Genomic DNA, 24,512 nt, shown 5'->3' on the forward strand with positions numbered 1-24,512 from the left:
CGCCGGTCGCGCGACGAGGTTGCCTGTCAGGTGCTGTGGACACGTTCATCAGGATCTCCGATCCCACCCCCAAGCGTGAACCCACCCCTCACACGAGGTGTCTCACCGCAGTCTGACCAAGAGGGCACTCGCCCCGGTGCCCTCGCCTCAATCCACGAGGACCCCTTGGCTTCGCTGACCGAGTGGTTCGAGATCCACATCGAGTACGTACCCGAGTCGACCGCAGGAAGCCGCTGCTCTGTCGCAGGCGGTTACCAGCATCGGACCGAACCACCGACACTACTGGTGGGGATGTCCTCATCCCGTCGGCGTCGAGGGTTCACCGCACTCCACGAGCTGGGCCACCACCTCCAGCAAACCGATGATGACCTCGGACAGTTGTTGTTCAGCAGAGACGACTCGGAGGCGTTCGAGGACGCTGCGTGCGATGCGTTCGCGAGCCGCGTCCTCTTACCCGACTCGTGGATGTCCGACCGCATCGGCCCTCGGGGGCCTGAGGCTGACGACGTGGTCCGGATATTCCGCGATTCCCGAGCTTCCCGGGAAGCTTGCTGCGTGCGAGCCGCCGAACACCTTCGCGGAGCGGGTGCGGTCGTGCTCATGGATCGGCGCGGTGTCGTGCGCTTCACCTCCACGCGGGGTGTGTTCCCGCCGGGACGGGGATCGGACCAGTCGGCCACTCCCCTGGTCGAAGCCGCTCTTCGCAGTTCTGGCACCACGACCCGGCACGAGACGTACTACACCCGTCGGGACGGCAGGCGGAGCGATCAGTTCTACGGCCAAGCCGCGTGGTGCGACGACTACCTGGTTGCGGTGCTCGCATTGGACAACGCCCCGTGGCTGCCGTTCGCACCGCCGAGGCCCGGCACTTCTACCTCGAAGTGGTCGTCGGAGGACACGTGCGAGATCTGTGACGAACCGCTTCTGGTGTTCGAGGTGCGCTGCTCGCAGTGCCAGGAGCCTCGATGCGAGGACGGGCACTGCGGTTGCACGGCCAGGCGGCTCGCCAAAGACCGGATGTGCGGTGAGTGCTTCCTGCTCAGGCCGCCGTCGAGCTTCGACAGATCGTCGGCAACCTGCCGGGACTGCGCCTGAATCTTCAAGAACCTCGTCTCTCATGGCCGTGAGCAGGACCGAAGGGCATACCAAGCGGTATGGCGTTAGTAGGGGGTGAGGGGCCGGATCGGCTCCTCCGCCCAATCCCCGATGGGCGGCAGCGGGCCTTGCGGCCCAGAGTGAGATGAGCCCAACGGTGGGATTCACCGATCAGGTGCTGAACGACATCCGCCAGCAGATCGACGCGCGTCCAGTGCCTTTGGCCGAAGCGCGCACGAGGCTGGACCTGGTTCGTTCCACCGCGAAGAACTACCCCGGCGCGCTGCGGACCTACCCGAGCGGTTCGCTAGCCCAGAACACCTTCATCCACCCCGTCGGCGACGGCGACGGCGGTCTCGTGCTCGACCGGCGCTGCTTCCCCCGGCTCGGCCCCGACGGTGGTGGGGAAGCGCCTGCGGACATCACCAAGACCCTGTGCGCGCTGCTGGGCCCCGCGGTACGCGAGGTCTACCCCAACGCCGCGTGCTACAAGTCGAAGCGCGGGCCGAAGCTCGTCTTCCGCCAGCCGGTCGAGGACCAGGACCCGACCGTCGACCTCGTCGTCGCGCTCACCCGCAGGAGCGGATCAGGTCTGTGGATCCCGAACCTCCACACGAACAAGTGGGAGGCTTCCGACCCCGAGCGGCACGTCGAGATGTTCACCTCCGGGAAGGAGTCGCTCCGCAGGACGCGCCGCAGGGTGGTCCGCCTGCTGAAGGCGTGGAACAAGCAGTACAGCCAGCCGGGGTTCTCCTCGCACAATCTCACCGTGTGGGCCTGGGAGTTCGTGGAACCCGGCATGGGGGTGACCGTCGCGCTGCGCACCGTGCTCGACCGGGCAGCGAAGCGGGTGCAGAGCGGGGGCGCGACGGTCGACCCGGCGGGCGTCTCCCCGAACGTGAAGCTGCTGATCGACCGCTCGCCCGCCGGGCAGCGCCTGCGCACCGCAGCCGACGCGCTGATCGAGGCCTTGGCCCACGACGACGACCAGACCGCTGTCCGGTCGGCGCTGGCACGCGCCTACTTCTCCTACGTCGACGACCCGACGCCGACCAGCCTGGCGGGCAAGGTGGCCGCGCTGCGGCGCAACGTGCCCACAGTCACTGCGACTCTCGGTCTGATCGGGCCGCCTGCCCTGATCCGGCCCACGCGGGCATACGGCGCCGCAGGAGCGGAGGAGTGAGGCGCAGACCTCCGTGGTCGATGCCGCCCTGGTACGCCAGGCCGGCACCGCGCCTGCTGTTCGAGCGCCGGCTGTCGGCGTACGGGATGATTGTCCGAGCCGTGAGGCCGCCACGCCCTCATCGAGGTGGTTACGCCGTTGCACTGCACCTCGACGTACCCGACCTGGAACCACAACGGGTGACTATCGTGTTCGGGCGGTTCGCACCAACGCAATCGCATGTGTTCACGACCGGCCCATCTCTGTCACCCCACCGGTACCCGGACGGCTCGCTGTGCATGTGGTACCCAGGTGATCCGCCCGACCACCGCTGGTTGTTGCGGGACGGGCCTGGAGCCCTGCTCGGCCAGGTCGTCGCGCACCTGCTTCGAGAGGAGTGGTGGCGCCGCACGGGCGAGTGGCCCGGAGAGGAGGCCGAACACCTCCCCGCCCCAGGTCGACCGGGTGCGGCGTGCGCAGCTTGACCGGTCTTCTGCCTTTGGGCACTGTAAGCAGACCAGGAAGTACCAGCGCACCCCAACGAGGTAGACCTTGCAAGCCGCGCCGACCAGCGGAAGCGTCGTCCTCACGACCGTGCTGTCGGGTGCCTTCCTCGCCGCCGTGATCACCGCGACGATCAGCATGTGGAGCGCGCGACGCAAAGGTCGCGAGGATGAGCGCAACAGAATCCGCACCGCGTTCGCCGAAGCCTTCGCGGCTTACAGCGCGTACAAGGAGCTCCCCTACGCGATCCGACGGCGGCGAGCCGACGCGCCGGGCGAGGAGCGGGTCCGGTTGTCCGAGGAGCTGAGGGAGATCCAGGCGAACCTCGCCTACTACGTCGCCTGGATCAGCGTCGAGTCGGAGTCGGTCGGAGCTGCGTACGCGAACCTCGTGCGCGAGATGCGACGGGTCGCGGGTTCAGCGATGCACGACGCGTGGAAAGCGCAGCCCAACGACTCGGACGAGGGGATGAACATCCCCCTCAGCGTGATCGACCTGAGCGCGCTGGGCGAGTACGAGACCGCCTACCTCAACGCCGTCCGCGACTACCTGACCGGGCTGGCCCCGTGGTGGGGCAGGCGTCTCCCGTTCCGGAGCACAGCCTCGGCGCGCTTGGGCGGTCCACCACGGACATCCACAACACCCTGAATAGGCAACCTCGCAGCAGGTCACCGCTGAAGATCAAATGGCCTCGATCCCGCATCGCTGATCCTCTGCTGCGCTGCACAAGCCGCCGGAGCACAGCTCGTGCAGCACCTGGACAGCAGTAGGTCCGCTCGGCAGCAGCCACCATTGCCTCAGCCCGATCAGGTGTCATCACACCGCCCATTCCGGCCAGGTCGCCGACCAACTTCGCGCGGGCAGCGCTCGACCGCTACGTAGCCCACTACAACCACCGCCGACCCGCCAAGCCCGACAACTCAGCCACCACGACCGGATCATGCGGTCCCGCACCCGAGCCGCACGTCCGTACGCCGTCGACCGATCCTCGGCGGCCTGATCAACGAGTACGAACCCGCAGCAGCCTAACGTGCAGGTCAGGCCGTGCGGCCGACTTTGGCACCCCACACGCCCGAACAAGGCGACCCCACGGATGAGGTCGTCGCGATGCGCCTATACCCGCTCGCTCCTCGGATCGGGACGTGCCACGGCCAGAATCCTTCGCACCCGCTCGCTGGACAGTCGATCTGCGGTCCGCATCATGAGGTCCGTAGGCGACCGGTCGGCCAGCAAGTTGAGCGAACCGTGCCACAGCACCTCATCGTCGAAGATCAGCACCTTCTCGTGCATCTGCGGGCGGTGGACGACGGTGCAGCCCGCTTGTTCCAGGTGGCGGGCCGCACTTATCGCCGCGGGCTTCACGGGTTTCCTCGTGTAGACGGTAACCCGGACACCGTCGGCGATCCGAGGACTTAAGTGCCTCAACCACTCGGCGGTAGGGGTCGGGTCGAGGAACGCGCAGCGGACGTCGATCGACCGCTTGGCTCGCTCGATGTCCCACCTGATCGCGCGTACCACCTCGTCGGAGGGGAAGAACGCCGGGCGCGCCAAGTCCTCCGCGCTCAGACCGCCCAGCTCGGCGGCGCTCCGCACCGGGATCAACGCGTCCACCGGCAATCGGTGCGCCCGCTCCTCCAGCCTCCGCAACATCCGGGCGACCTCACCGCCGACCGGGACCTTGTCGCGCAGGAAGTCGACATCGGCGACGACCACGAGGTGGTCCTGCGCTCGGCTCAACGCCACGTTCAGCAACCTGGTCGACGTCGCCGACAAACCCGAGCCCTCGTAGAAGTACCCCGCTTTGCGACCGACTCCGGCCACCGTGTCGAGAACGACCAGCGGACGCTGGCTGCCCTGGAACTGGTGAACCGTGTCGACCAGGTGCGCGGCGTCCGCACCGAACCGCTCCTTCAAGCTCTCCCGCAGGGCCGCGACCTGGTCGCGGTAGGGCACGATCACCGCCATCCGATCGGTCGCCGCAGCCCCCGGAGCGAGGTCCTGCTGCTTCCGGGTAGGCAGCACACCGTCGAACTGCCACCCGCGGACGAGTTCATGGATCACCGCCTCATGGACCGGGTTCGTCTTGTGCGCGTGCGGATCGGACGCGTTGACCAGGCGTCGGGACGACGTGTCCACCAACACGAGCGGACCGGGCAACAACGTCGACGGCGGCAGCCTCCCGTTGTCGTCACGCGAGGTCTTGAGCGGCGCGTCCCGGTAGGCGACCTCGTTGACGACCTCGCAGATGGCGGGCCGCATCCGGTACTGCTCCTCCAGGCACACCATCCGCGAGTCGGGCTTCGCCGCACCCCGGTCGTCGACCAGGCCGGCCGCGGCGAACGCATCGCGGTCCATCCAGGCGGCGGAGTGGGCGCGGTCCTCGGGTGTGGCGAACCGGCTGCTCGAGCCGTGGGTGACCGACGGCAACTGGCGGAAGTCGCCCGCGACGACCACCCGCTGGGACGCGAGTCCCGCCGCGCACCACGCCGACGGCAGGTCCACCATGCCGGCCTCGTCGATGATCACCACGTCGAACGCGCTCGCCACGGCCGGGGTGCGAACCGCCCTGGCCACCGTTGTGCCCATGACGCGACAGGACTCCTCGACCGCGGCCCTGATCCCACCGATCTCATCGTCGATCTTGATCAGTTCAGCCGTCAGACCGCTCTCGATCATCCGCAGGCGCTCCAGCGGTTCGAGGGAGCCCAACCCGAAACTCCGAATCCGGTTCTCCTCCACGCGGATCTTCCGCTCCAGGCGCCCGGTCTCCTCCGCATCCACGACCGGAGCACGCCGCGCTTCGTCACGGCTCAGACGGAGACCGTCCAGCAGCTCTCTCGTCGCGGCCGCGTTCTCGTGCTTCCCGATGGATCCGCGCACGTCCGCGAGCTGGTCCTCGATCCGCCTTCGCTGCTCGACCAGTGGCGCGCCGAGTTTCGCCACGATCCGCTCCTGGCTGATGTCGTCGCCGTACCTCTCGTCCAGCGACGCCAAGGAGATGTCGCCCGCTCGTTGCACCAGTCCACCGCCGAAGCCCTCCTCGCCGCGCAGGATGTCGCACACGCGTTCAAGGGCCTGGTCGACGGCAACCTTGGTCGGCGCGAGCAGCAACACCCGCAGGCCCTGACGGTGGGTACCCTCCACGATCCGTGCGACGACCTCGGTTTTCCCGGTCCCGGGCGGTCCCCAGACGAACGTGACATCGCTGTCCAGGGCGTGCTCGATCGCCAGCCGCTGACGGGTGTTGAGGGCGAGCTCCGCGTAGCCCGGGATGAGCAGGTCGACATCGGCGCACCGCCCGATGCGAGGGACGCCCTCACCGAGGATCCACCCCGCTTTCGTCGAATCGACGGAGCCAGGCCGGCCAGCCTCGGCCGCGATCCGTTCGCCGAGCAGATCCAACAACGCCGTCTCGTCCCGGCAGACGTGGATTTCGACTGCTCGCCGCCCGAGGTCGGCCGTGGTCGTCAGACGAACGCGCGCGGTGCCGAGCCGACGTGCGAGGGCGGGCGTCCATGCCGCCCCCATGCCTCGCGGTCGGACGAGCACGCGATCACCCAACTCCTCCGGCCAACCCTTGATCGGAAACTCGTACTCGGTTTCGGCGCCTCGCATGCGCAGCGCCCGACCGGCCCGCAACAACACGGGCGACGGCGCTCCCTCGGCGAGGAACACCGCCTTCTCCAGCGCGATGGCCTTCAACAAGAGATCGACGACCGTCGTACTCCCTCCGCTCACCACCTCAGGCTGTCCTTCCGAGCCGGAAATTCCGAATTCACAAGTAGATCCCGATACGTGCGAGGAATCTGCGGAATCGTCCAGGGGGCGGAGGCCCCGCCGGGTAGCCAGCGTGGCTCCACTGCCCCGGAGGCGGCGGAGGCGGAGGCAGCCACGTCTGGTAGCCGGGGTGACCCCCCTGCCCCGGAACGGGCACCGGAGGCGGCAGCCGGCGTGGAGGTGGTGTCGGATGAACGGACGGCGGAGCCGGTACGGGTTGGACCGGCGGATGTGGTACCGGCTGTGCAGGAGGCTGCACCGGAGGGCTCGGCTGAACCCGCGCTGCCGGTCGGGTCGGCGCTACCGGTCGACTCGGCTCTGCTGGGCGTGCGAACCCCGGCGTGCCGAACAGCTTCGAAGCCCTGGCTTCCAAGTCGTCGACGCGGGCGACCCCCGACCCGGTGACCTGCGGGCTGGTCGGCGGTTGCGCTGCCGGAGTGGGCGGCGGAGCGGATGACTGAGGCGCAACAGGCTGACGCGCCGGCGGTGGTGCAACCGCCGGCGTGGTCGGGGCGAGCAGTGCTTCGGCCCTGACGCGGTCGATCAGCCGCAGCGAGAACCCCCGCTTCACTTCGATCCGCGGCGACACCGGGTACTTCTTGTCCTTCCCTCCGTCGTACTGCGTCAGCAAGCCAGTAGTCGACACCCACTTACCGCGGAGGCCGGCGAGGTCCGTGCCGTACTTCTGGCGCAACTCCCTGGAAACCTGGGAAAACCCGACGATCGTGAAGTCCCCCTGCTTGTAGTTCCCGAAGTTGATCAATGTCATGTGTCCGGACTTCACCGTCAACTGCTTCACCGTCGTCACCCGACCGACCACGGTGACTTCGTCCCCCACTCGTTCCAACAACGCCTTGCGGTCGGTCGTCGACATGGCCAGTGGGTCACCACGGTGGGGACGGGACACGAGCCGGTTCCCGGCCCTCCGTCCACCTGCCAGGCAGTCTTCGACGTCTTCGTAGGCGACCCCGCAGGCGGCCGCGAGCAGGCGCGCACGACCTGCCAAGGCGGGCATGGCCGCCAACCTCGCGAAGATCTCCGAACTTCCGGGCTCGCGGAAGTCCTCGGCGTCGAACACCAGGTTCTCCCCGGTGTTGAAGTCGTCCCACAGCGCGGGGTCGTGCTTGATCGCTTCCAACGAGAGGTCGAGGACGTAGGACGAGAACACGTCCAGCCGGTCGTCGTAGGCCGCGTGGCGGTCGGGGTGCTGGAAGTTGCGGTGCCCCATCTCCGCACTGCCAAGCGACGCCAGCCCCGGCAGATAGGCACCGTCGTAGTCGACCAGGCGGACGTCGCCGCCCCTGGTGACCATGATGTTGCCGTGTTGCAGGTCGCCGTGGGCGACGCCGAGTTCCCGGAGTCGGGACGAGGCATCCTTCAACTGACGACGCACCCAGTCCAACGCACTCGGGTCCCGCAGGTGGTCGCTCACCCAGAAGTCGAGCCGGGAGCCCTCGACCCAGGCCATCTTCAGCACGGGCAGCCGGTGACCTTGGACCAGGACGCCTTCTCCCACGTACTTCACATCCACCAGGAAATCCAGGGCCCGCCCGCGGTTCCCGATGAACTCCGCAATCGCGCGGTACCGCTCGTCGAGTCGGTCCGCGGTTTTGTGGAAGCATCGCACGGCGTACCGGCGGGCGCCGACGTCCACTTTGAAGGTCAACGCGAACCCACCGGACGCGACAACGGGTTGGTCCAGTGGATTGCGGTGCACCGAACCGCGTTTCAACTCAGGATCGAGGAACGCGGTCGCAGGGTTCTGCAGTGCGTGCTGGTAATCGACCAGTCTCGGCAGACTCATGTATGCACCACGCACACGGTCGTGTCGTCGTTGTCCAAACCGGACTGCCTTCCACTGGCCACGAAACGTACGAACTCAAGGTCGCCGCCGACGGTTTCACAAACCCGCAGCACACCTGGTACCCGTTCCCGCAGCACGTGCTTCGCCACGGCGTCAGTCGCGATCAGGAACACATCGCCCGCCCGGTACGCACCCCCTCCCGACCACACGGCCGCGGGCGCCAGCGGCTGGTGAGTACTCACGAGATCCGGATAGCGGGAGAAGTCCCGATGGTCGTCCACCGGTCCTACCAGGACGAGTTCGTCGTCGCTCACGTGGAACAGGCAGGTGTCTCCTACCGCCGTCACCTGGTAGGCACCACCACCGATCCGCAGTCCGACGAAGGTGGCCGCCGACCCGCGTTGCAACTTCTCGACGGCGAACCACGGGAGGCCGGGGTCGAAGACCTTTGACCACCACTCCCGGCGCAGCCCGTCCAGGACATCCGGCGCCAAAGGGTCCTCACCGCCAGCGAACGCATCGACGAGCAGCGCGCTCCACACCGCCGACCGGGCGGCGGTCGAGGCACCGTCGGACACCGCGAACCTGCCAGAGACGAGGTCAACGGCGACACTGTCCTCGTTCTCGTCCGGACGCCGGTCGCGCTTCGGCACAGTGCGGCACGTCACGCGCGACAGCCGATCGATTGCCGATGTCACGTCGTGCTGTTCGCCGCGGTCAGCTCCTTCAGACCCGTCGGCGTCACGGCGCGCGTGCCGATGTCCAGGAACTCGATGACCGTGCTGGTACCCGCGTTGTAAAGGAACCCGCGAGCTCCGGTCCGCACCGCGTAGCCGCATGCGGACGCGGCCTCGGCCATCACCGAGGGCAGCGCGCTCGACATGGCGAACAGCTGGGCGGCGTACTGGTCCTGCAGGCCCTCGACAGTGCTGGGGAACGCGATCTCATTCGACGCCAAGGCGGAGAGGTGCAGGTTGAACAGCAGCACATCACCGTCGTCCGTCCGAGCCGAGCGCACCGCACGGGCGGCTTCCGAGGGATCGCCGTCGGTGCTCGCACCGTCGGTCACATTGATCACGATCGGCGGAAAGCTCGCCGGGTGCCGCGCACACCAATCCGCGACAATCACGGTGGCCGCCTCGAGCGCCTGCGCCATCGGGGTCGGCCCGTTCGTGACGGGGTCCACCCACACCGGCAGGCTCAGGTCGACCTCGACAAGCCCTCCGGCACCGTCCGACACCTTCCGCTTGACCCGGTCGACCCGCCGGGGGTTCCGCCCGATCTCGCTGATCGGCAACACCGGGCGGGACGAATCGGTACCGTGCAGGATGGGCTGCACATCGGCGCCGTAACCAATCACGCCGACCTCGAAGTAGTCGTGAATGCGATCGTCGCCCTTGCTGCACTGGAGCACCGCGTCAGTGAGCAGCCGGTTGACGGTCAACGCCAGCATCTCGGCCTTCGACTTGCCGTTGTCGCCCCATCGCTCCGACATCGAGTAGGACTGGTCCAGCAGGAGTAATAGCAACGCAGGTTGCTTTCGATTGATCTCGGCCGCGTACAAAGATCCCCCTCGATTGGCTAAGTCGCCGGACCAGTCTAGTACCACCGCCCGCGAAAGCACCCGCCGCACGGAGCCGCAAAAGCGCGGTTACCTCTACTTCGACAACCTTTAGGGTGCCAGAACTCTGCGCTGGGTCGGTGAGCTGCGATGATGGCGCACCGTGGGCTCAGGGGCATGATCATGAAGCGTGGCGTTACGACTGCTGCACTTGATCCTCGTCCGGCTCGTCGCCTGGTTGGTTCTGCTCGGCCGATCATCGGCGGCCAAGGACATCGAGTTGCTGGTACTGCGGCACGAGGTCGCCGTGCTCGCCGCGCCACCACTCGCCCGCGGCCGGACTGGGCCGATCGCGCGGTCCTCGCCGCACGGGCAAGAAGATCGGCGGCCGCATCCGCGAGCTGCTGACCTACATCGCCAAGACCGGCCCGGCCGCCAGCTACTCGCTGATCCTGGCCACCCAGAAGCCCAACGCTCAGGTCATCCCGGACGGACTGCGCGGGCAGCTCGGGACGCGGTTCGCGCTGAAGGTCATGACCTACCAGGCGTCGGAGACCATCCTCGACGCGGACACCTACAGGGCTGGCATGGATGCTTCCAAGCTGTTGACCAGCCACGAGGGTGTGGTGCTGCTGTTGGAGCGGACGGTGAGACGGAGCTGTCGGCAGGGGACGCGGTGACCGTACGGACGCACCCGTTGCACATCGCCGCCATCCGGGCGGCGTGCGAGCAGGGCCGGGCGCTGCGTGAGCAGGCGAGGACGCTGACCGGGGACGCGGCCGGGGAGCACGACCTGACTGTGCTGGACCCGACGGTGGCCGCACGTCTGGCCGACGAGGTGACCGTCACCGCCACGACACGGGCGGAGCCGGTGGACGCCGAGCTGGTGCACAAGCTGCCCGTAGTGCTGGCGCTGCTGACCGACGTGCTGAGCGGCGACGAGCACGGCCCGGTGCCCACGAGCGAGCTGGCCACCCGCATCGACTGGAACGTGAAGGCACTCGGCGAGGCGCTGCGCGCGGCCGGGGTATCGAAGGCCAAGCGGCGGATGCCGGGCCACGACAACCCGGTGAGTGTGGTCGACGCGGACACGATCCGGGCTGCAATCGGCGACTGCCGGGGTCGGAACGGACGTTCCGACCCCGGTACCTCTGTTCCGATCCGCCACGACCGCCTCAGAAGCCCGTGAGCCGCCCGACCCAGGCGTGTTCCGAGCCCAGGTGTCCCAGGGCTTGCCCTTCACTGCGGCTTTCAGGCCCGGAACGGACCTTGTTCCAACTGTCTCGGCACGCCGCCGAGATCTGCACACCAGGAAGGAAACACGATGCCCACGACCAACACCTCCCGCAACTTCAGCCCGGCCGGTGGTTGACCTTGAACAGGGAAGCATCACGCGAGTTCACAGTCAACATGCACATCCCTGTATACTAGGCTAACGTCCACTCTGACGGGAGGTGTGCATGTCGGACAATGCCCTGGTCACAGCCGCCGAGATCGCGCGTCTTGCGAACGTCGGCCGGGCCGCCGTGAGCAACTGGCGCAGGAGGCACCCGGACTTCCCCGAACCGGTGATCGCCTCCGGAGGGGCCCCCTCGTTTCGCCTGGACGACGTGGAGCGATGGCTGCGAAAACAGGGGAAGTCGATCGGCAGCCAGCCCGCAGACGCTCTATGGCTCGCCCTGGACGCCAACCGAGCTGAAGCCGACACGATTGAACTCATCGCCGACATCGCGACCTACCTGCGCGACCCGAACGCCGCCGATCCACCCAAGCAGGTGCGGGGCCTGCTCGAAGACCTGGCTGGCTCCTCACCTGATGAACTCATCGACTCACTTGCCAGCCGTGCTCTGGAACGACAGCAACGCCAGCACTTGGTGACTCCGGTCGACCTTGCTCGGCTGATGGTGGCACTCGCCGCTCCGATCACTGGCACCGTGTTCGATCCAGCGTGTGGTCCGGGCAACATCCTCCGCACTGCAGGCGAAGCCGGCGCCGGACGACTGACCGGGCAGGAAATCAACCCCGCACTGGCTCGGCTCGCCCGTGCACGACTGGGGGCACGCGTGCCTGTGGACATCGCTTCGGGCGACGCGCTGCGTACTGATGCCTTCGCGGATTCGCAGGCCGACGTGGTCGTGTGCAACCCGCCGTTCGGCTACCGCGACTGGGGCCACGAGGAGCTCGGAATCGACCCGCGTTGGGAGTACGGCTTTCCTGTGAAGGGTGAGCCGGAGCTCGCCTGGGTGCAGCACTGCCTCTCACATGCGAAACCAGGGGGTGCCGTAGTCGTGGCGCTACCGGCCGGAGTGGCGTTCCGCCGACCCGGTCGGGCGATCCGGCAGGCGCTGCTGCGGCGAGGCGTGGTCCAAGCCGTGATCGCGCTGCCCCCAGGGGTTCTGATGTCCACGGGCATCCCAATCCACCTGTGGGTGCTGCGCAAGCCGGACATGAGTGGCGCTGGTCCGGTACTCCTCGTGGATGCGAGCCATCATCAGCCGTCACGTCGTGGCCAGGTGGACTGGTCCGCGCTGAGCGACGAGGTGCTCGACGCTTGGCGAGAATTCCGCGACACCGGGACGGTCGCCGAGGTGACCGGCAGACAGCGAGTTGTCGAACCGATCGAGCTGCTCGACGAGGATGTCGATCTCACTCCGGCCCGGCAACTTCCGCAGCCGCAGACCATGCTTGACCCGGATGCACTCGAACACACCAGACACCATCTGACGCGCATACTTGACGAACTCGGCGGTTTGCTGCCGGCCCTTCAGGAGACCCGGCCGGAAGCGCGCGCGACCACGACGATCAACGACCTCGCACGGGCCGGTGCGCTCGTCGTGCGCCAGCAGGTCGGCCCGTTGAACACCGACGAAGCCGGCGCAGGCCCGCTGGTGCTGACCGGACGCGACGTGGCGACCGACAGCGAACCCAGCGCGCACTTCGTCGGTACCGAGGAGGACGAGTCGGTGCACCTGCGTCCCGGTGACCTGGTGGTACCGCTGCTAGCCACGGGCGACGGGCGGCCCCGGACGCGGGTCATCGACGGTGACGGCCTGGTACTCGGCCCCAACCTGCAACTCATCCGGGTGGATGAGAGTCGGTTGGATGTCCACTTCCTCGCGGGTCAAATCCGTGCGGGTGGCGGCTCCCGAGCAGGCAGCACGACCGCCTCGGGTGTGCACCGGATCGACGTGCGCCGCATCGAGATCCCAGTGCTGGGCCTGGACCAGCAACAACGGCTCGGGTCCGCGTTCAAGCAGCTCGAGGCGTTCGAGTCAGGGCTGAGCCTCGCCGCCTCGCTGGGGACGGACCTAGCTCACCAGTTGACCGAGGGACTCGCTCGCGGCGCCATGGCACCACCCGAGTAGAAACGTCTCTTGCTTCTCAGACGACATGTTGAGCGTTGTGCCGAACCCTTGAGGGAGATTTTGTGAGCAGCACGCACACGAGGCTGGCGAGCTTCATCTGGTCGGTGGCCGACCTGTTGCGCGGCGACTACAAGCAGTCCGAGTACGGCAAGGTGATCCTGCCGTTCACGGTGTTGCGCAGGCTCGACTGCGTGCTGGCGCCGACTAAGGATGCGGTGCTGGAGCGCAAGGTCAAGCTGGCCGAGCAGGGCGTGCAGAACCTCGACATGCTCAAGCGGGCCACCGGCGGGCTGAGCTTCTACAACACCTCGAAGCTAGACTTCCAGGCTGCGGTGCGCGACCAAGACAACGTCGCGAGCAACTTGAAATCATACGTCGGGGCGTTCTCAGAGAACGCTCGGGAGATCTTCGAGGCGTACGACTTCACCGCCCAGTTGGGTCGTCTCGATGGGGCCGGGCTGACCTACAAGGTGGCCTCCAAGTTCGCTGAGATCGACCTAAGCCCGGAAGCGGTGGACAACCACCAGATGGGTTACGCGTTCGAGGAGTTGATCCGGCGGTTCTCGGAAATCTCCAACGAGACGGCCGGTGAGCACTTCACCCCGCGCGAGGTCATCAAGCTGATGGTGAACCTGCTCCTCGCGCCGGACGAGCAGGACCTGATGACGCCGGGCGTGGTGAAGACCGTGCTGGACCCGGCGTGCGGGACGGGCGGCATGCTCACCGCCGCCGAGGACTTCATCCTCGACCACAACCCGCAGGCCAAGGTCGTACCGCATGGTCAGGAGCTCAACGCCGAGTCCTACGCCATCTGCAAGTCCGACATGATGATCAAGGGCGAGAACGCGTCGAACATCAAACTCGGCAACTCATTCAGCCAGGACAAGCACTACGGCAAGTCGTTCGACTACCTGCTCGCCAACCCGCCGTTCGGCGTGGAGTGGAAGAAGGTCAAGGACGACGTCGAGAACGAAGCCAAGATCGGCTTCGCCGGCCGATTCGGCGCGGGACTGCCGCGCATCAACGACGGATCGCTGCTGTTTTTGCAGCACATGATCCACCACATGAAGAAGCCGGAACAGGGCGGCTCGCGGCTCGCGATCGTCTTCAACGGCTCGCCGCTGTTCACCGGGGCCGCCGAGTCGGGCGAGTCGAAGATCCGGCAGTGGATTCTGGAGAACGACTGGCTGGAGGCTATCGTCGCGCTGCCGGACCAGCTCTTCTACAACACTGGTATCTCGACGTACTTCTGGATCTTGACGAACCGGAAGGACGAGGCTCACCGGGGCAAGGTGATCCTGCTCGACGCGCGTGAGCACTGGGCGAAGATGCGCAAGTCGTTGGGCGACAAGCGCAAGTACATCCCGGACGAGGACATCGCGAAGCTCACCGAACTGTACGGCGAGGCGCTGACGGCCGCCGAGGACGCCGGGCACCCGATGCACGAGAAGGTGAAGGTCTTCGCGCCGAGAGACTTCGGCTACCGGCGGATCACCGTGGAGCGGCCGTTGAAGCTGCGGTTCGAGGTGACCGAGGAAGCGCTCGCCGAGCTGGAGGTAGCCAAGCCGCTGGCGAAGTACGAAGGCCGGGAGAAGCTGATCGAGGCGCTGCGCGGGCTGGTCGACAAGCCGGCGGCGTTCCGCAAGGCGGACTTCACGAAGGCACTAAAGGAAACTTTGGCTCCGCTGGGCAAGCTACCTGTCGCCGCGGACAAGGCGGTGTGGGGTGCGGTCTCGGTGAGCGACCCGTACGGCGAATTGCAGACCGACAGCAAGGGCAATCCGCTTCCCGACCCGGACCTGCGCGACAACGAGAACGTCCCGCTCGACGAGGACATCGACGAGTACATGGCCCGCGAGGTCCTGCCGCACGTGCCGGACACCTGGGTGGACCACACGAAGACCAAGGTGGGGTACGAGATCCCGTTCACGCGCCACTTCTACAAGTACGCACCACCAAGGCCATTGGGGGAAATTGATGCAGAATTGAAGGAAATCGAAACTCAGATCCAGCGCCTGCTAAGCGAGGTTACGGAATGAGCTCGGCGTCGTCATGGTTGCACGAGGCACCAGCCCACTGGGCGCGAGCCCGCATAAAGACATTGATCAAAAGTTCAGCAAATGGCATATGGGGAGATGATCCGACCGGCGACACATCCGATGTAGCCTGCGTAAGGGCCGCCGATTTCGACCGCAGGTCGCATCGAGTAAAAACTGAAAAGTTGCCCCGCCGCAGCATTGACCCACAAACACTACGGCAACACATCCTAAAGCCAGGAGATCTAGTCCTAGAAAAATCTGGCGGAGGAGATAAACAACCCGTCGGTGCTGCAGTTCTGTTTGACCTTGACGAGCCAGCCGTATGCACAAACTTTTGCGCACGTATTACACCGGCCCAGGGGATCGACCCGCGCTATCTATCCTATGTTTTTGCTGCCGCCTACAATCAAGGACTCACCCAGAGCGCAATTAAGCAGACGACAGGGATCCAGAACCTAGACTCCGGCGCCTTCTTCTCCTCTCCGTGGGCATACCCCAGGACCGATGAACAGCGGCGTATCGCCGACTTTCTCGACGCCGAAACCACGCGCATCGACAGGCTATCCGGGCACTATCTCCGACTGTCACAAGTAATCGAAGAACACGAGAAGTCCCACCTCGACTTGATGTTCAACGAAACAGGGAATATTACCCCACTCCGATACTTGGTACGATATCGCGAGGGCCCCGGTATCATGGCGACAGACTTCCGGGATTCCGGTATCCCACTAGTCCGACTTTCAGGACTCCAAGATGGACAAGTCACACTTAAGGGATGTAATTATCTCAACCCTAGCAAGGTTGCGTCAAAGTGGAGCCAGTTCAGGCTCCGAGAGGGCGACTACGTTATCAGTGGAAGCGCAACAATGGGTGCAGTATCGATCGTTGACGATAAAAGTGTCGCCGGCGCAATCCCGTACACGGGCCTGATCATCCTGAGGCCAGCAATACGCGAAATAGACATGGAGTACGTATCGGCATTTCTCCGTTCAACAGCTTTTGCAAGTCAGATCGATTTGCTTAAGGCTGGCGCAACGATGCAGCACTTCGGGCCGACACATCTGAGCCAGATAAAGATGCCGCTCCCTTCCTTGCCGCAGCAACGAGCTATAAGCGCCAAAACTCGTGCAGCGCGTTCGCAGGCAATGGCTATAGTAAGTACTACGAAAAGGCAGATCGACCTCCTTGCTGAGCGACGCCAAGCGTTGATTACCGCTGCCGTCACCGGCCAACTCGACGTGACGACGGCGCGGTCAGGGGTGCGCTGAGTCATGCGCAGAGGGGGCACCGAGTGAGCACGGGACATGCACCGTACGGCCCTTTGGCGGACGCCGATGCGGCTGTGATCAGCTGGGCCAAGACCAAAGTCGGCGGGGCAGCCAGGGCGACGCTGGACAACGCCCTTAGGTTCGCCGAACGGGCCACCGCGCTGCTATTCGCGCCCGACGCGCTGCGGGAAAGCGCGCGTCAACAGATCGGCATCCTGGCCGATCAGCAGGCCCATGCGTCCCTCGGTGCCCGTCCGATCACCGATCTCCGCAGCCTGGCGGGCAAGGGCGCCCGGTTGGGTGCCCTTGCCGACGCCGGATACCGGAGCGCAAGAGCCTCCTGTTCGCCGAGTTCGCACGCAAGAGCGACGCCAAGGAAGCCGACCGCCGAGCGGTCGACGCCAGCGAGCACCGACCGGCTGTCCTCGACGACGAGAGCATTCCGCTCCAGCAGCGCATCATCATCGCCGAGCAGCACCGCCTCGGCATCCAGCCCTGACCTGAGAAGGGGGACCACGTGGTCTTGGCACGGGAGACGACTCTCCAGGAACTCCTGGAAGGATCGAAGCAGTACCAGGTTCCCCTGTACCAGCGGACCTACTCCTGGACGACGGGCCAACTGAACCAGCTGTGGGAGGACATCGCCCAGCTGGCGAAGGATCGCGCCGAGGATTCGAAACTCACTCACTTCATCGGCTCGGTCGTGCTCGCGTCCAGCCCGGCCAACGGGCCAACGGGCATGCAGGAATTTCTCGTGATCGACGGCCAGCAGCGGCTCACCACCCTGTCGATCCTGCTGTGCGCCGTGCGGGACCACCGCGCGGCGCGGGAAACCGCGGAGCACCGTGAGCGGATCGACCAGCAGTACCTGATCAACAAGTGGAAGCCCGGGAACCAACGGCTCAAGCTCGTGCCGACACAGGCCGACCGTGCCGCCTACCTCGCCTGCCTCAACTCCACTCCGCAAGCGGGCGGAACCGACCGCATCGGCGCCGCGTACCGGTTTTTCTCCGCCCAGCTCGCCGGTTCGGACGACCTTGACGATCCGGACGACATCGAGCGGATCGAGGACGCCGTCATCTCCGGGCTCGCCCTGGTTTCGGTCACCGCCCAACCAGGGGACAACCCGCATCGGATCTTCGAATCACTCAACAACACCGGCTTGCGCCTCACCCAGGCCGACCTGCTGCGCAACTACCTGTTCATGCGGCTGCCCACCCGCAGCGAAGCCGTCTACGAATCGCTGTGGTTGCCACTGCAACAGAACCTCGACCGTGATCAGCTCGAACTGTTGTTCTGGCTCGATCTGGTTCAACGTGATCCGCGGATCAAGCAGACCGACACCTACACCGGACAACAGCGACGCCTGGACCGGATGCGCACAGAAGACGAGATCGAGCAGGAGGTCGTCAGGCTCAGCCGGCTCGGCGAGCTCTTGCGGACGATCCTCGACCCGTCGCGTGAGCAGGACCCGGCGGTGCGGCACCGCTTGACGCGGCTCGGCGCCTGGGGCACGACGACCGTGTACCCAGTGCTCCTCCACCTGCTCGACCGACGTGACGGTGGTACGGCGGACTCCGCCCAGATCGCGACGGCGATGCTGTATTTGGAGAGTTACTTCGTCCGGCGTCTCCTCATCGGCCGCGCCACGGCTGGCATCAACCGGGCACTGCTTTCCGTCGTGACCGAAATGGACGCCAACGCTCCGGTCGACGAGGCGATTCGCCGCTACCTGTCGGCTGGCCGCAAGCACTACGCCAGTGACCGCGAGATCCGTGCGGCGGTCCGGTCTGTTCCCTATTACCTGAACGGCCGTCCTCACCAGCGGACTCTGGTGCTGCGGTGGCTGGAGGAGACCTACGGCAGCAAGGAGCCGGTGGGCCTGTCATCCCTCACCATCGAGCACGTGCTGCCTCAGACGCCGACCCGTGAGTGGCAGCAGATGCTCGGCAAGGATCTCGAACCCGGGGAGGAGTTCGGGCAGGTGCACGAGGCTCTGACGCACACCCTGGGGAACCTCACCCTCACCGGCTACAACGCCAAGCTCAGCAACAGCCCGTTCGCGGTGAAACGCTCGCAGCTCGCCGGCAGCGGCCTGCTCATGAACCAGGAGATCGCCAAGCAGGAGCGTTGGGGACGGCCGCAGATCCATGATCGCGCCGATGTGCTCGCTGAACGGGTGATCTCCGAATGGCCGGGACCGACCTCGCGTGACGACGCGTCGGGAACGGCGTGGGATGTCATGAACAGGGCCCTCGCCGAACTGCCCACCGGGGCGTGGACGACCTACGGCGACCTCGCCGCCCTGATCGGTGTCCATCCCGTATCCATTGGGCAGCGGCTCGCCACCACGCCAGCCCCGAACGCTCACCGGGTGTTGCAGTCCGACGGCAAGGTGTCGCCCAACTTCGCCTGGCTCGATCCGAAACGCACGGACAGCCCGAGGGAACTGCTCGAAGCGGAGGGCGTGGCGTTCGACCGTCACGGGCGAGCCGACCGAGCTCAGCGCGTCACCGTGGAAGGGCTCGCCCTGCTCATCGGCGCCGACGTGCCGGACCTGGTCCTCGAGACCGATCCAGGTCAGGACTCCGAGTTGCGTGACCAGTTCCTCGAACAGCTCTTCGAGCGGCAAGGCCCTGACATCGCCAGGGCGGTGGTCACGGTGCTCACCGCGTGGACCGAGGCCGGAGGGCACCTCACGTACGGCATCGAGCAGGAGACCTCCTGCTTCCTCATGTCCCGCGGGAAGTCGCATCCCCACGGCAACATCTGGCCTGCGGCCATCTATCCGAGCGGCAAGTTCGAAGTCGTGTTCCAGCACCTCCGCAGGCGGCGGCCGTTCGACGACCTCGCGCGGCGCGAGGAACTCCGGCAACGGCTCAACAGCGTCGACGGCGTCGACCTGCCCGCAGCGAAGATCGACCTGCGCCCCGGCTTCGATCTCGGCCTCCTGGTGAGTTCACGGGTGCGCGAGCAGCTCATCGAGGTACTCGGCTGGTTCCACGCCGTCGCCCGTAACAACCACGTGGTGGACGGCGACCTCTCGTGACGTGCGGTTCACGGCCCGCTGTACCGGTTCGACAGCGACCTGACGGGCTGGCAGCGGTGTCCATTTCGAAGGGAAGGTGCCCATGGCCGTCCACACGGAGTGCGCGTTCGAGGACGCCATCGAGGCGTCGCTGATCGCGGCCGGGTGGCATCGCGGGCTGCGTGATGGCTACAACCGGGAACTCGGCCTGGACACCGACCAGATGTTCACTTTCATCGGGGCCACGCAGATCGACGTGTGGGACCAGTTGAGGGTGCACTACGGGGACGACCCGGATGAGGCTCAGCATCAGTTCGCCCGCCACGTCGCCAAAGAGATCGACAAGCGCGGTGCGGTCGACGTGCTGCGGCACGGCGTGCGGGACCGGGGGCACCTGGTCCGGCTCGCCTACTTCCGCCCCGCGCACACGCTCGCCGACGACGCCCTGGTCCGGTACGAGCAGAACCGGCTGTCGGTCACCCGCCAGCTCGCCTACTCCGACCGGGACCGCGGCAAGGAACTCGACTTGGCGCTGTTCGTCAACGGCATCCCGGTCGCCACCGCCGAGTTGAAGAACCCGCTGACCGGGCAGAACGTGGAGCACGCGAAGGAACAGTACCGCCGGGACCGCGACCCTCGGGAGCCTCTTTTCGCCCGGCGGACGCTGGCGCACTTCGCTGTCGATCCCGACCTGGTCTTCCTCACCACGCGTCTCGCCGGCGAGAAGACGCGCTTCCTGCCGTTCAACACCGGTTCGGACGGGCCCGGGGAGGACGGCGGCGCGGGCAACCCGCCTGCTGCGCCCGGCCGCTACCGCACCTCCTACCTCTGGGAGGAGGTCTGGCAGCCGGAGGCGTGGCTGGACGTCATCCGCCGCTTCGTACACCTGGAGGCGGGGGAATCACAGCGCGGTGGCCGCAAGGCGGGTCCGCACGCACGTAACCTGATCTTCCCTCGCTACCACCAGTGGCACGCGGTGCGCACCCTGGTCGACCACGCCGCCGAGCACAGGGCAGGGCACAACTACCTGGTGCAGCACTCGGCCGGGTCGGGCAAGTCCAACACCATCGCCTGGCTGGCCCACCGGCTGTCCAACCTGCACGGCGCGGACAACGAGCAGATTTTCGACAAGGTCATCGTGATCACCGACCGGTCCGTGTTGGACCGACAGCTACAGGACACCATCTACCAGTTCGAGCACCGCGCGGGCGTGGTCACCAAGATCAGCGACAAGTCGGAGGGTTCGAAGTCGGAGCAAGTCAGCGCCGCGCTGGCAGGCGAGACGACCAAGATCTTGATCGTCACCCTGCAAACTTTCCCCTACGTGCTGGAGAAGGTCGACGGCCTGCGCGGGAAGCGGTTCGCGATCATCGTGGATGAGGCGCACTCGTCCCAGTCCGGCGAGTCCGCCGCAGCGCTCAAGCGGGTGTTGACCAAGCTCGGCAGCGATGACATCGACGAGGACAACGACCCGCTGACGGCGGCGGCGCTCGCCCGTGGGCGGCACCAGACCTTGTCCTACTTCGCGTTCACCGCGACTCCCAAGCCGAAGACGCTGGAGCTGTTCGGGGTGCGGTCGGGTGACACCGCGCGCCCGTTCCACATCTATTCCATGCGCCAAGCCATCGAGGAGGGCTTCATCCTCGACGTGCTCCGCAACTACGTCACATACAAGACCTACTGGCGGCTCACCGGTGGAGACGACGGCCGCGAGGTCGACGAGCGTAAGGCGAGCGCCGCCCTGGCCCGGTTCGCGGTGCTGAGCTCGGCCAGCCTGCAACAACGCGCCGAGATCATCGTGGAGCACTTCATCAAGCACACTCGCGGTCGTCTTGGTGGTCGTGCCAAGGCGATGGTGGTGACCCGCTCCCGCGAGCACGCGGTCAAGCTGTACCGGAAGATCAAGGCATACGTCGACATGCGCGGCTACCAGGACTGCGGCGTGCTCGTCGCGTTCTCGGGCGAGCTGAAGGTGGACAACCTCGACTCCGACACCGTCACCGAGTCCTCGCTGAACGGCTTCGGCGAGTCGGCGCTGCCGAAGGCGTTCGCCTACACCCGCGCCGACGACGAGAACGCGACCCTCAACCCCCAGCCGGAGTACCGCATCCTCGTCGTTGCCGAGAAGTACCAGACCGGCTTCGACCAGCCACTGCTGACCACGATGTACGTCGACAAGCCGCTCAAGAGCGTGGCGGCGGTGCAGACCCTGTCGCGACTCAACCGCACGCACCCACGCAAGGGACAGGACGACCTGTTCGTCCTGGACTTCGCCAACGAGGCCGAGACCATCCAGGAGGAGTTCAGGCCGTTCTTCGAAGCGACGATCACCACACCTACCGACCCGAACCTGATCTACGACGCGCAGCGGGCGGTGATGGACCACCAGTTGCTGGTGGAGTCGGAAATGGAGGCGTTCGCCACCGAGTACGAGCGGGCCCAGCAGTCGGCCGGCGACCGGACGAAGTGGGAACGTGCGCACGCAGAGCTGTACCGACTCACCGACCCCGCGCGCGACCGGTTCGCGCAGCTGCTCGAAGACGACGCCGAACGAGCCGAGGACTTTCGGGCGGCCCTGCGCGACTACGTGCGCAAATACGGATTCCTCGCGCAGGTCGTCGGGTTCACTGACCGCTCCCTGGAACGGCTCTACGTCTACGGGAAGATGCTCATCCCACGACTGGCCCGGCAACAGGACCCGGGCATCGACCTCGGCCAGGTCGACCTCACCCACCTGCGGATCGGCAAGACCGGCGAACATGACCTGGCGCTTACGCCCGAGGGCGAGCAGATGCTTCCCGGGTTCAGCGGGGAAGACGCTGGTGGGCAGCACGAGCGCCCCCTCGCATCGCTGGCCGAGCTGATCGCCGAACTCAACGAGCGGTTCGGCAGCAACCTCGGGGAAAGCGACATCGTGCGAGGTTCGGCGGAGGCCGCGATGGCCGAACCACAGGTGCGGGCCGCGGCGTTCGCCAACGACGAGGAGAACTTCGGGCACGTCTTCGACGAGGTCTTCGAGGACAAGCTCTACGAGCGCATCGAGAACGACACCAAAGCGGTGCAGATGTTCGCCGACGATCCGCAGTTCAACTCGGAGTTGAAGAGCATCGCCCGCCGCTACGCCTACGAGTCGCTGCGCCGGGACGTGGCCTGATCCATGACGGCACGACGGACGCTGGCGGAGCGGTACGAGCTCACCTCGCCAATCGGGCGTGGCGGGATGGGCGAAGTCTGGTCCGGCTACGACAAGCGACTCGACCGGCCGATCGCCGTCAAGCTACTGCGCTCTGATGTGCTTCCGCTTGGCGCGGACCACACCACCCTCGCGAAGCGGTTCCTGCGTGAAGCTCGGCTCACGGCTCGCGTGGAGCATCCTGGCGTGCCCGCGGTGTTCGACGCAGGTACGGACGGGAACGAGCTGTATCTGGTGTTACAGCTCGTTCCCGGGATTGACCTGATCGATTTCCTCGCCCAGCATCAGCCGGTCCCGTTGGACTGGGCAGTGGCCGTAGCGGCGCAGATCGCGTCGGTGCTGGCCGCGGCACATGCCATGTCCTTGGTCCACCGCGACCTCAAACCCGGCAATGTGATGATCAAGCCAGATGGCGCGGTCACCGTGCTGGACTTCGGCGTCGCAACGCTGCTCGAAGCAGACTTGACCCGGCTGACGACCACCGGCGAAGCCATCGGCAGCCCTGCCTACATGTCTCCGGAGCAGGTCCTCGGCGGCGTGTCGAGCCCTCGCAGCGATCTGTACTCCCTCGGATGCATCCTGCATGAACTTCTCGCAGGTACCCGACCCTTCACGGCCGAAGGGACCTACCCGGCCATGCGACAGCACGTGGAAGACCTGCCGCCGCGGCTACGTGCACAACGAGCCGATACTCCGGCTGAAGTCGAGGAACTCGTGCTCCAACTGCTCGCCAAGGTGCCCGAGGACCGTCCGGCAGATGCGCAGGAGGTGTACGAGCGTCTACTGCCTTTCCTGCCCAAGCCACGTTCGGAGGCTCAATCCGATGAACAGTCGGGGCCGTCCGATCCCACTCGCCCGTACCGGCAACCCTTCGCTCCGCGCAGCCGCAGCGCCTCACGCCAGCCTGTACTCACCGTCCCTCGAACACGGGACCTGGCCGAGGCTCGCGACGAGGCGGCTGAACTGGCCATGGCAGGTCGATTCACTCAAGCGGCAGAGCTGCTGGAGAACTTTCTCGCACAAGCCGATGACCAGCCGCGCAATCAGCAGCGAAGCGCTCGGCTGCAACTCGCGAACACGCTGCTGCTCGGCGGCGACTACGCCCGTGCTCTCACGCAGTACGAGCTCCTGGTCACCGAAATCGGACCCGAGCGGGCCGCTGACGACTCCGATGTCCTGCACTGGCGGCTACAAATCGCGGTCTGTCACGCCGCGCTCGGTCACGTACCGAAAGCTCTGGCACATCTGAAACCGGTGCTGGATATCCAGCAGAGACAACTCGGCGCCACCCACGACGAGGTCGTCGAGCTACGCCGGGAGGCGGCCAGGTTGCAGGCATCGGCAGGCGATGTGCGGGGAGCCGCGGCACGGGTCCGATCACTCCTCTCCGACCTCGGCCCTTCACACCCGCAAGGGGCCGAACTGCGCGCGATGTTGAGTCGGTTCACAGGTTGAGTGTTCTCGGCCGCGCGAGCAGCTCGCGCGCTCGGCCGGTCGGCGTCTACAGGATCGACCAGCGAAGTTCCTCATTCGCTTCAAGCGCCGCAATCCGGCGGTGTACCTCAGCGGCCTGCGGCGACCCAGGAGCCCCTGGCTTCCGCAGTTCGTGGCCACACGGCGTTGCTCGGCGAGGTGAATTCGCAGGTCGCGGGCTCGCGGTCGACTCGACGGGCCTGAGAGTGTAGTAACACGACTTGGGAAAGGAACGTCGTTCTA

General features: G+C 66.2%; 15 protein-coding genes and 1 pseudogene. 12 read left to right on the forward strand and 4 right to left on the reverse strand.

Features of this window, described 5'->3' with window-relative positions; translation table 11 throughout:
- Positions 1–75: 75 nt before the first annotated feature.
- The 4 genes and pseudogenes from FM051_RS54325 to FM051_RS47040 form a co-directional block, all read left to right on the forward strand.
- Positions 76–549: pseudogene (locus FM051_RS54325) on the forward strand (ImmA/IrrE family metallo-endopeptidase); the annotation flags it as partial.
- Positions 550–600: 51 nt separating this feature from the next.
- Positions 601–1,095 carry a hypothetical protein gene (locus tag FM051_RS52735; protein WP_238413190.1) on the forward strand — a complete coding sequence of 165 codons (495 nt, stop codon included), beginning with the start codon at positions 601–603 and terminating at the stop codon, positions 1,093–1,095.
- A 157-nt stretch (positions 1,096–1,252) separates the two neighbouring features.
- Positions 1,253–2,278 carry a nucleotidyltransferase family protein gene (locus FM051_RS47035; protein WP_158854014.1) on the forward strand — a complete coding sequence of 342 codons (1,026 nt, stop codon included), beginning with the start codon at positions 1,253–1,255 and terminating at the stop codon, positions 2,276–2,278.
- Between the two features lie 531 nt (positions 2,279–2,809).
- The gene (locus FM051_RS47040) at positions 2,810–3,409 is read left to right on the forward strand and encodes a hypothetical protein (protein WP_158854017.1); all 600 of its coding nucleotides are present in this window, start codon (positions 2,810–2,812) and stop codon (positions 3,407–3,409) included.
- Positions 3,410–3,874: 465 nt separating this feature from the next.
- Here the strand turns inward: FM051_RS47040 and FM051_RS47045 are convergent, their stop codons facing one another.
- The 4 genes from FM051_RS47045 to FM051_RS47060 are packed head-to-tail and all read right to left on the reverse strand — an operon-like array spanning position 3,875 to position 9,906.
- Positions 3,875–6,499, reverse strand: coding sequence for an AAA domain-containing protein (locus tag FM051_RS47045; protein ID WP_158854020.1), 2,625 nt, complete (start codon positions 6,497–6,499; stop codon positions 3,875–3,877).
- Positions 6,500–6,536: 37 nt separating this feature from the next.
- On the reverse strand, positions 6,537–8,342 hold the full coding sequence (locus FM051_RS47050) for a DNA-binding protein (protein WP_158854023.1): 1,806 nt from the start codon (positions 8,340–8,342) through the stop codon (positions 6,537–6,539).
- Complete coding sequence (locus FM051_RS47055) at positions 8,339–9,010, reverse strand: hypothetical protein (protein WP_202919449.1); 672 nt, start codon at positions 9,008–9,010, stop codon at positions 8,339–8,341. Before FM051_RS47055 ends, FM051_RS47050 begins: the two co-directional genes overlap by 4 nt.
- 26 nt (positions 9,011–9,036) lie before the next feature.
- A complete protein-coding gene (locus tag FM051_RS47060; protein WP_158854030.1) occupies positions 9,037–9,906 on the reverse strand; it encodes a vWA domain-containing protein in 870 nt (289 codons plus the stop codon).
- A gap of 530 nt (positions 9,907–10,436) precedes the next feature.
- On the opposite strand from FM051_RS47060, the gene FM051_RS47065 reads away from it, so the two are divergent.
- The 8 genes from FM051_RS47065 (at position 10,437) to FM051_RS47100 (ending at position 24,251) form a co-directional block, all read left to right on the forward strand.
- Positions 10,437–10,583 (forward strand): hypothetical protein, encoded by a 147-nt coding sequence (locus tag FM051_RS47065; RefSeq protein WP_158854033.1) that lies wholly within the window; start codon positions 10,437–10,439, stop codon positions 10,581–10,583.
- Entirely contained in the window at positions 10,580–11,092 is a 513-nt protein-coding gene (locus tag FM051_RS47070; protein ID WP_158854036.1) for a hypothetical protein, read from the forward strand. The genes FM051_RS47065 and FM051_RS47070 overlap by 4 nt, the downstream gene beginning before the upstream one ends.
- Positions 11,093–11,363: 271 nt before the next feature.
- The gene (locus FM051_RS47075) at positions 11,364–13,268 is read left to right on the forward strand and encodes an N-6 DNA methylase (RefSeq protein ID WP_158854045.1); all 1,905 of its coding nucleotides are present in this window, start codon (positions 11,364–11,366) and stop codon (positions 13,266–13,268) included.
- A gap of 62 nt (positions 13,269–13,330) precedes the next feature.
- Positions 13,331–15,307 carry a type I restriction-modification system subunit M gene (locus FM051_RS47080; RefSeq protein ID WP_158854048.1) on the forward strand — a complete coding sequence of 659 codons (1,977 nt, stop codon included), beginning with the start codon at positions 13,331–13,333 and terminating at the stop codon, positions 15,305–15,307.
- Positions 15,308–15,369: 62 nt separating this feature from the next.
- Entirely contained in the window at positions 15,370–16,575 is a 1,206-nt protein-coding gene (locus tag FM051_RS47085; protein WP_158854051.1) for a restriction endonuclease subunit S, read from the forward strand.
- 517 nt (positions 16,576–17,092) lie between these two features.
- Entirely contained in the window at positions 17,093–19,624 is a 2,532-nt protein-coding gene (locus FM051_RS47090; protein ID WP_158854054.1) for a GmrSD restriction endonuclease domain-containing protein, read from the forward strand.
- A gap of 82 nt (positions 19,625–19,706) precedes the next feature.
- Complete coding sequence (locus FM051_RS47095; protein WP_158854056.1) at positions 19,707–22,757, forward strand: type I restriction endonuclease subunit R; 3,051 nt, start codon at positions 19,707–19,709, stop codon at positions 22,755–22,757.
- Between the two features lie 3 nt (positions 22,758–22,760).
- On the forward strand, positions 22,761–24,251 hold the full coding sequence (locus FM051_RS47100; protein WP_274383902.1) for a serine/threonine-protein kinase: 1,491 nt from the start codon (positions 22,761–22,763) through the stop codon (positions 24,249–24,251).
- The last annotated feature ends 261 nt before the right edge of the window (positions 24,252–24,512 follow it).

Source organism: Saccharothrix deserti, from assembly GCF_009769385.1.
GTDB lineage: Bacteria > Actinomycetota > Actinomycetes > Mycobacteriales > Pseudonocardiaceae > Actinosynnema > Actinosynnema deserti.

Bases quoted from the DNA above. Each gene is read 5' to 3' on its own strand.
- FM051_RS47100 (WP_274383902.1), top strand. From the start codon at position 22,761: ATGACGGCACGACGGACGCTGGCGGAGCGGTACGAGCTCACCTCGCCA.
- FM051_RS47050 (WP_158854023.1), bottom strand. From the start codon at position 8,342: ATGAGTCTGCCGAGACTGGTCGATTACCAGCACGCACTGCAGAACCCT.
- FM051_RS47095 (WP_158854056.1), top strand. From the start codon at position 19,707: ATGGCCGTCCACACGGAGTGCGCGTTCGAGGACGCCATCGAGGCGTCG.
- FM051_RS52735 (WP_238413190.1), top strand. From the start codon at position 601: ATGGATCGGCGCGGTGTCGTGCGCTTCACCTCCACGCGGGGTGTGTTC.
- FM051_RS47065 (WP_158854033.1), top strand. From the start codon at position 10,437: ATGACCTACCAGGCGTCGGAGACCATCCTCGACGCGGACACCTACAGG.
- FM051_RS47075 (WP_158854045.1), top strand. From the start codon at position 11,364: ATGTCGGACAATGCCCTGGTCACAGCCGCCGAGATCGCGCGTCTTGCG.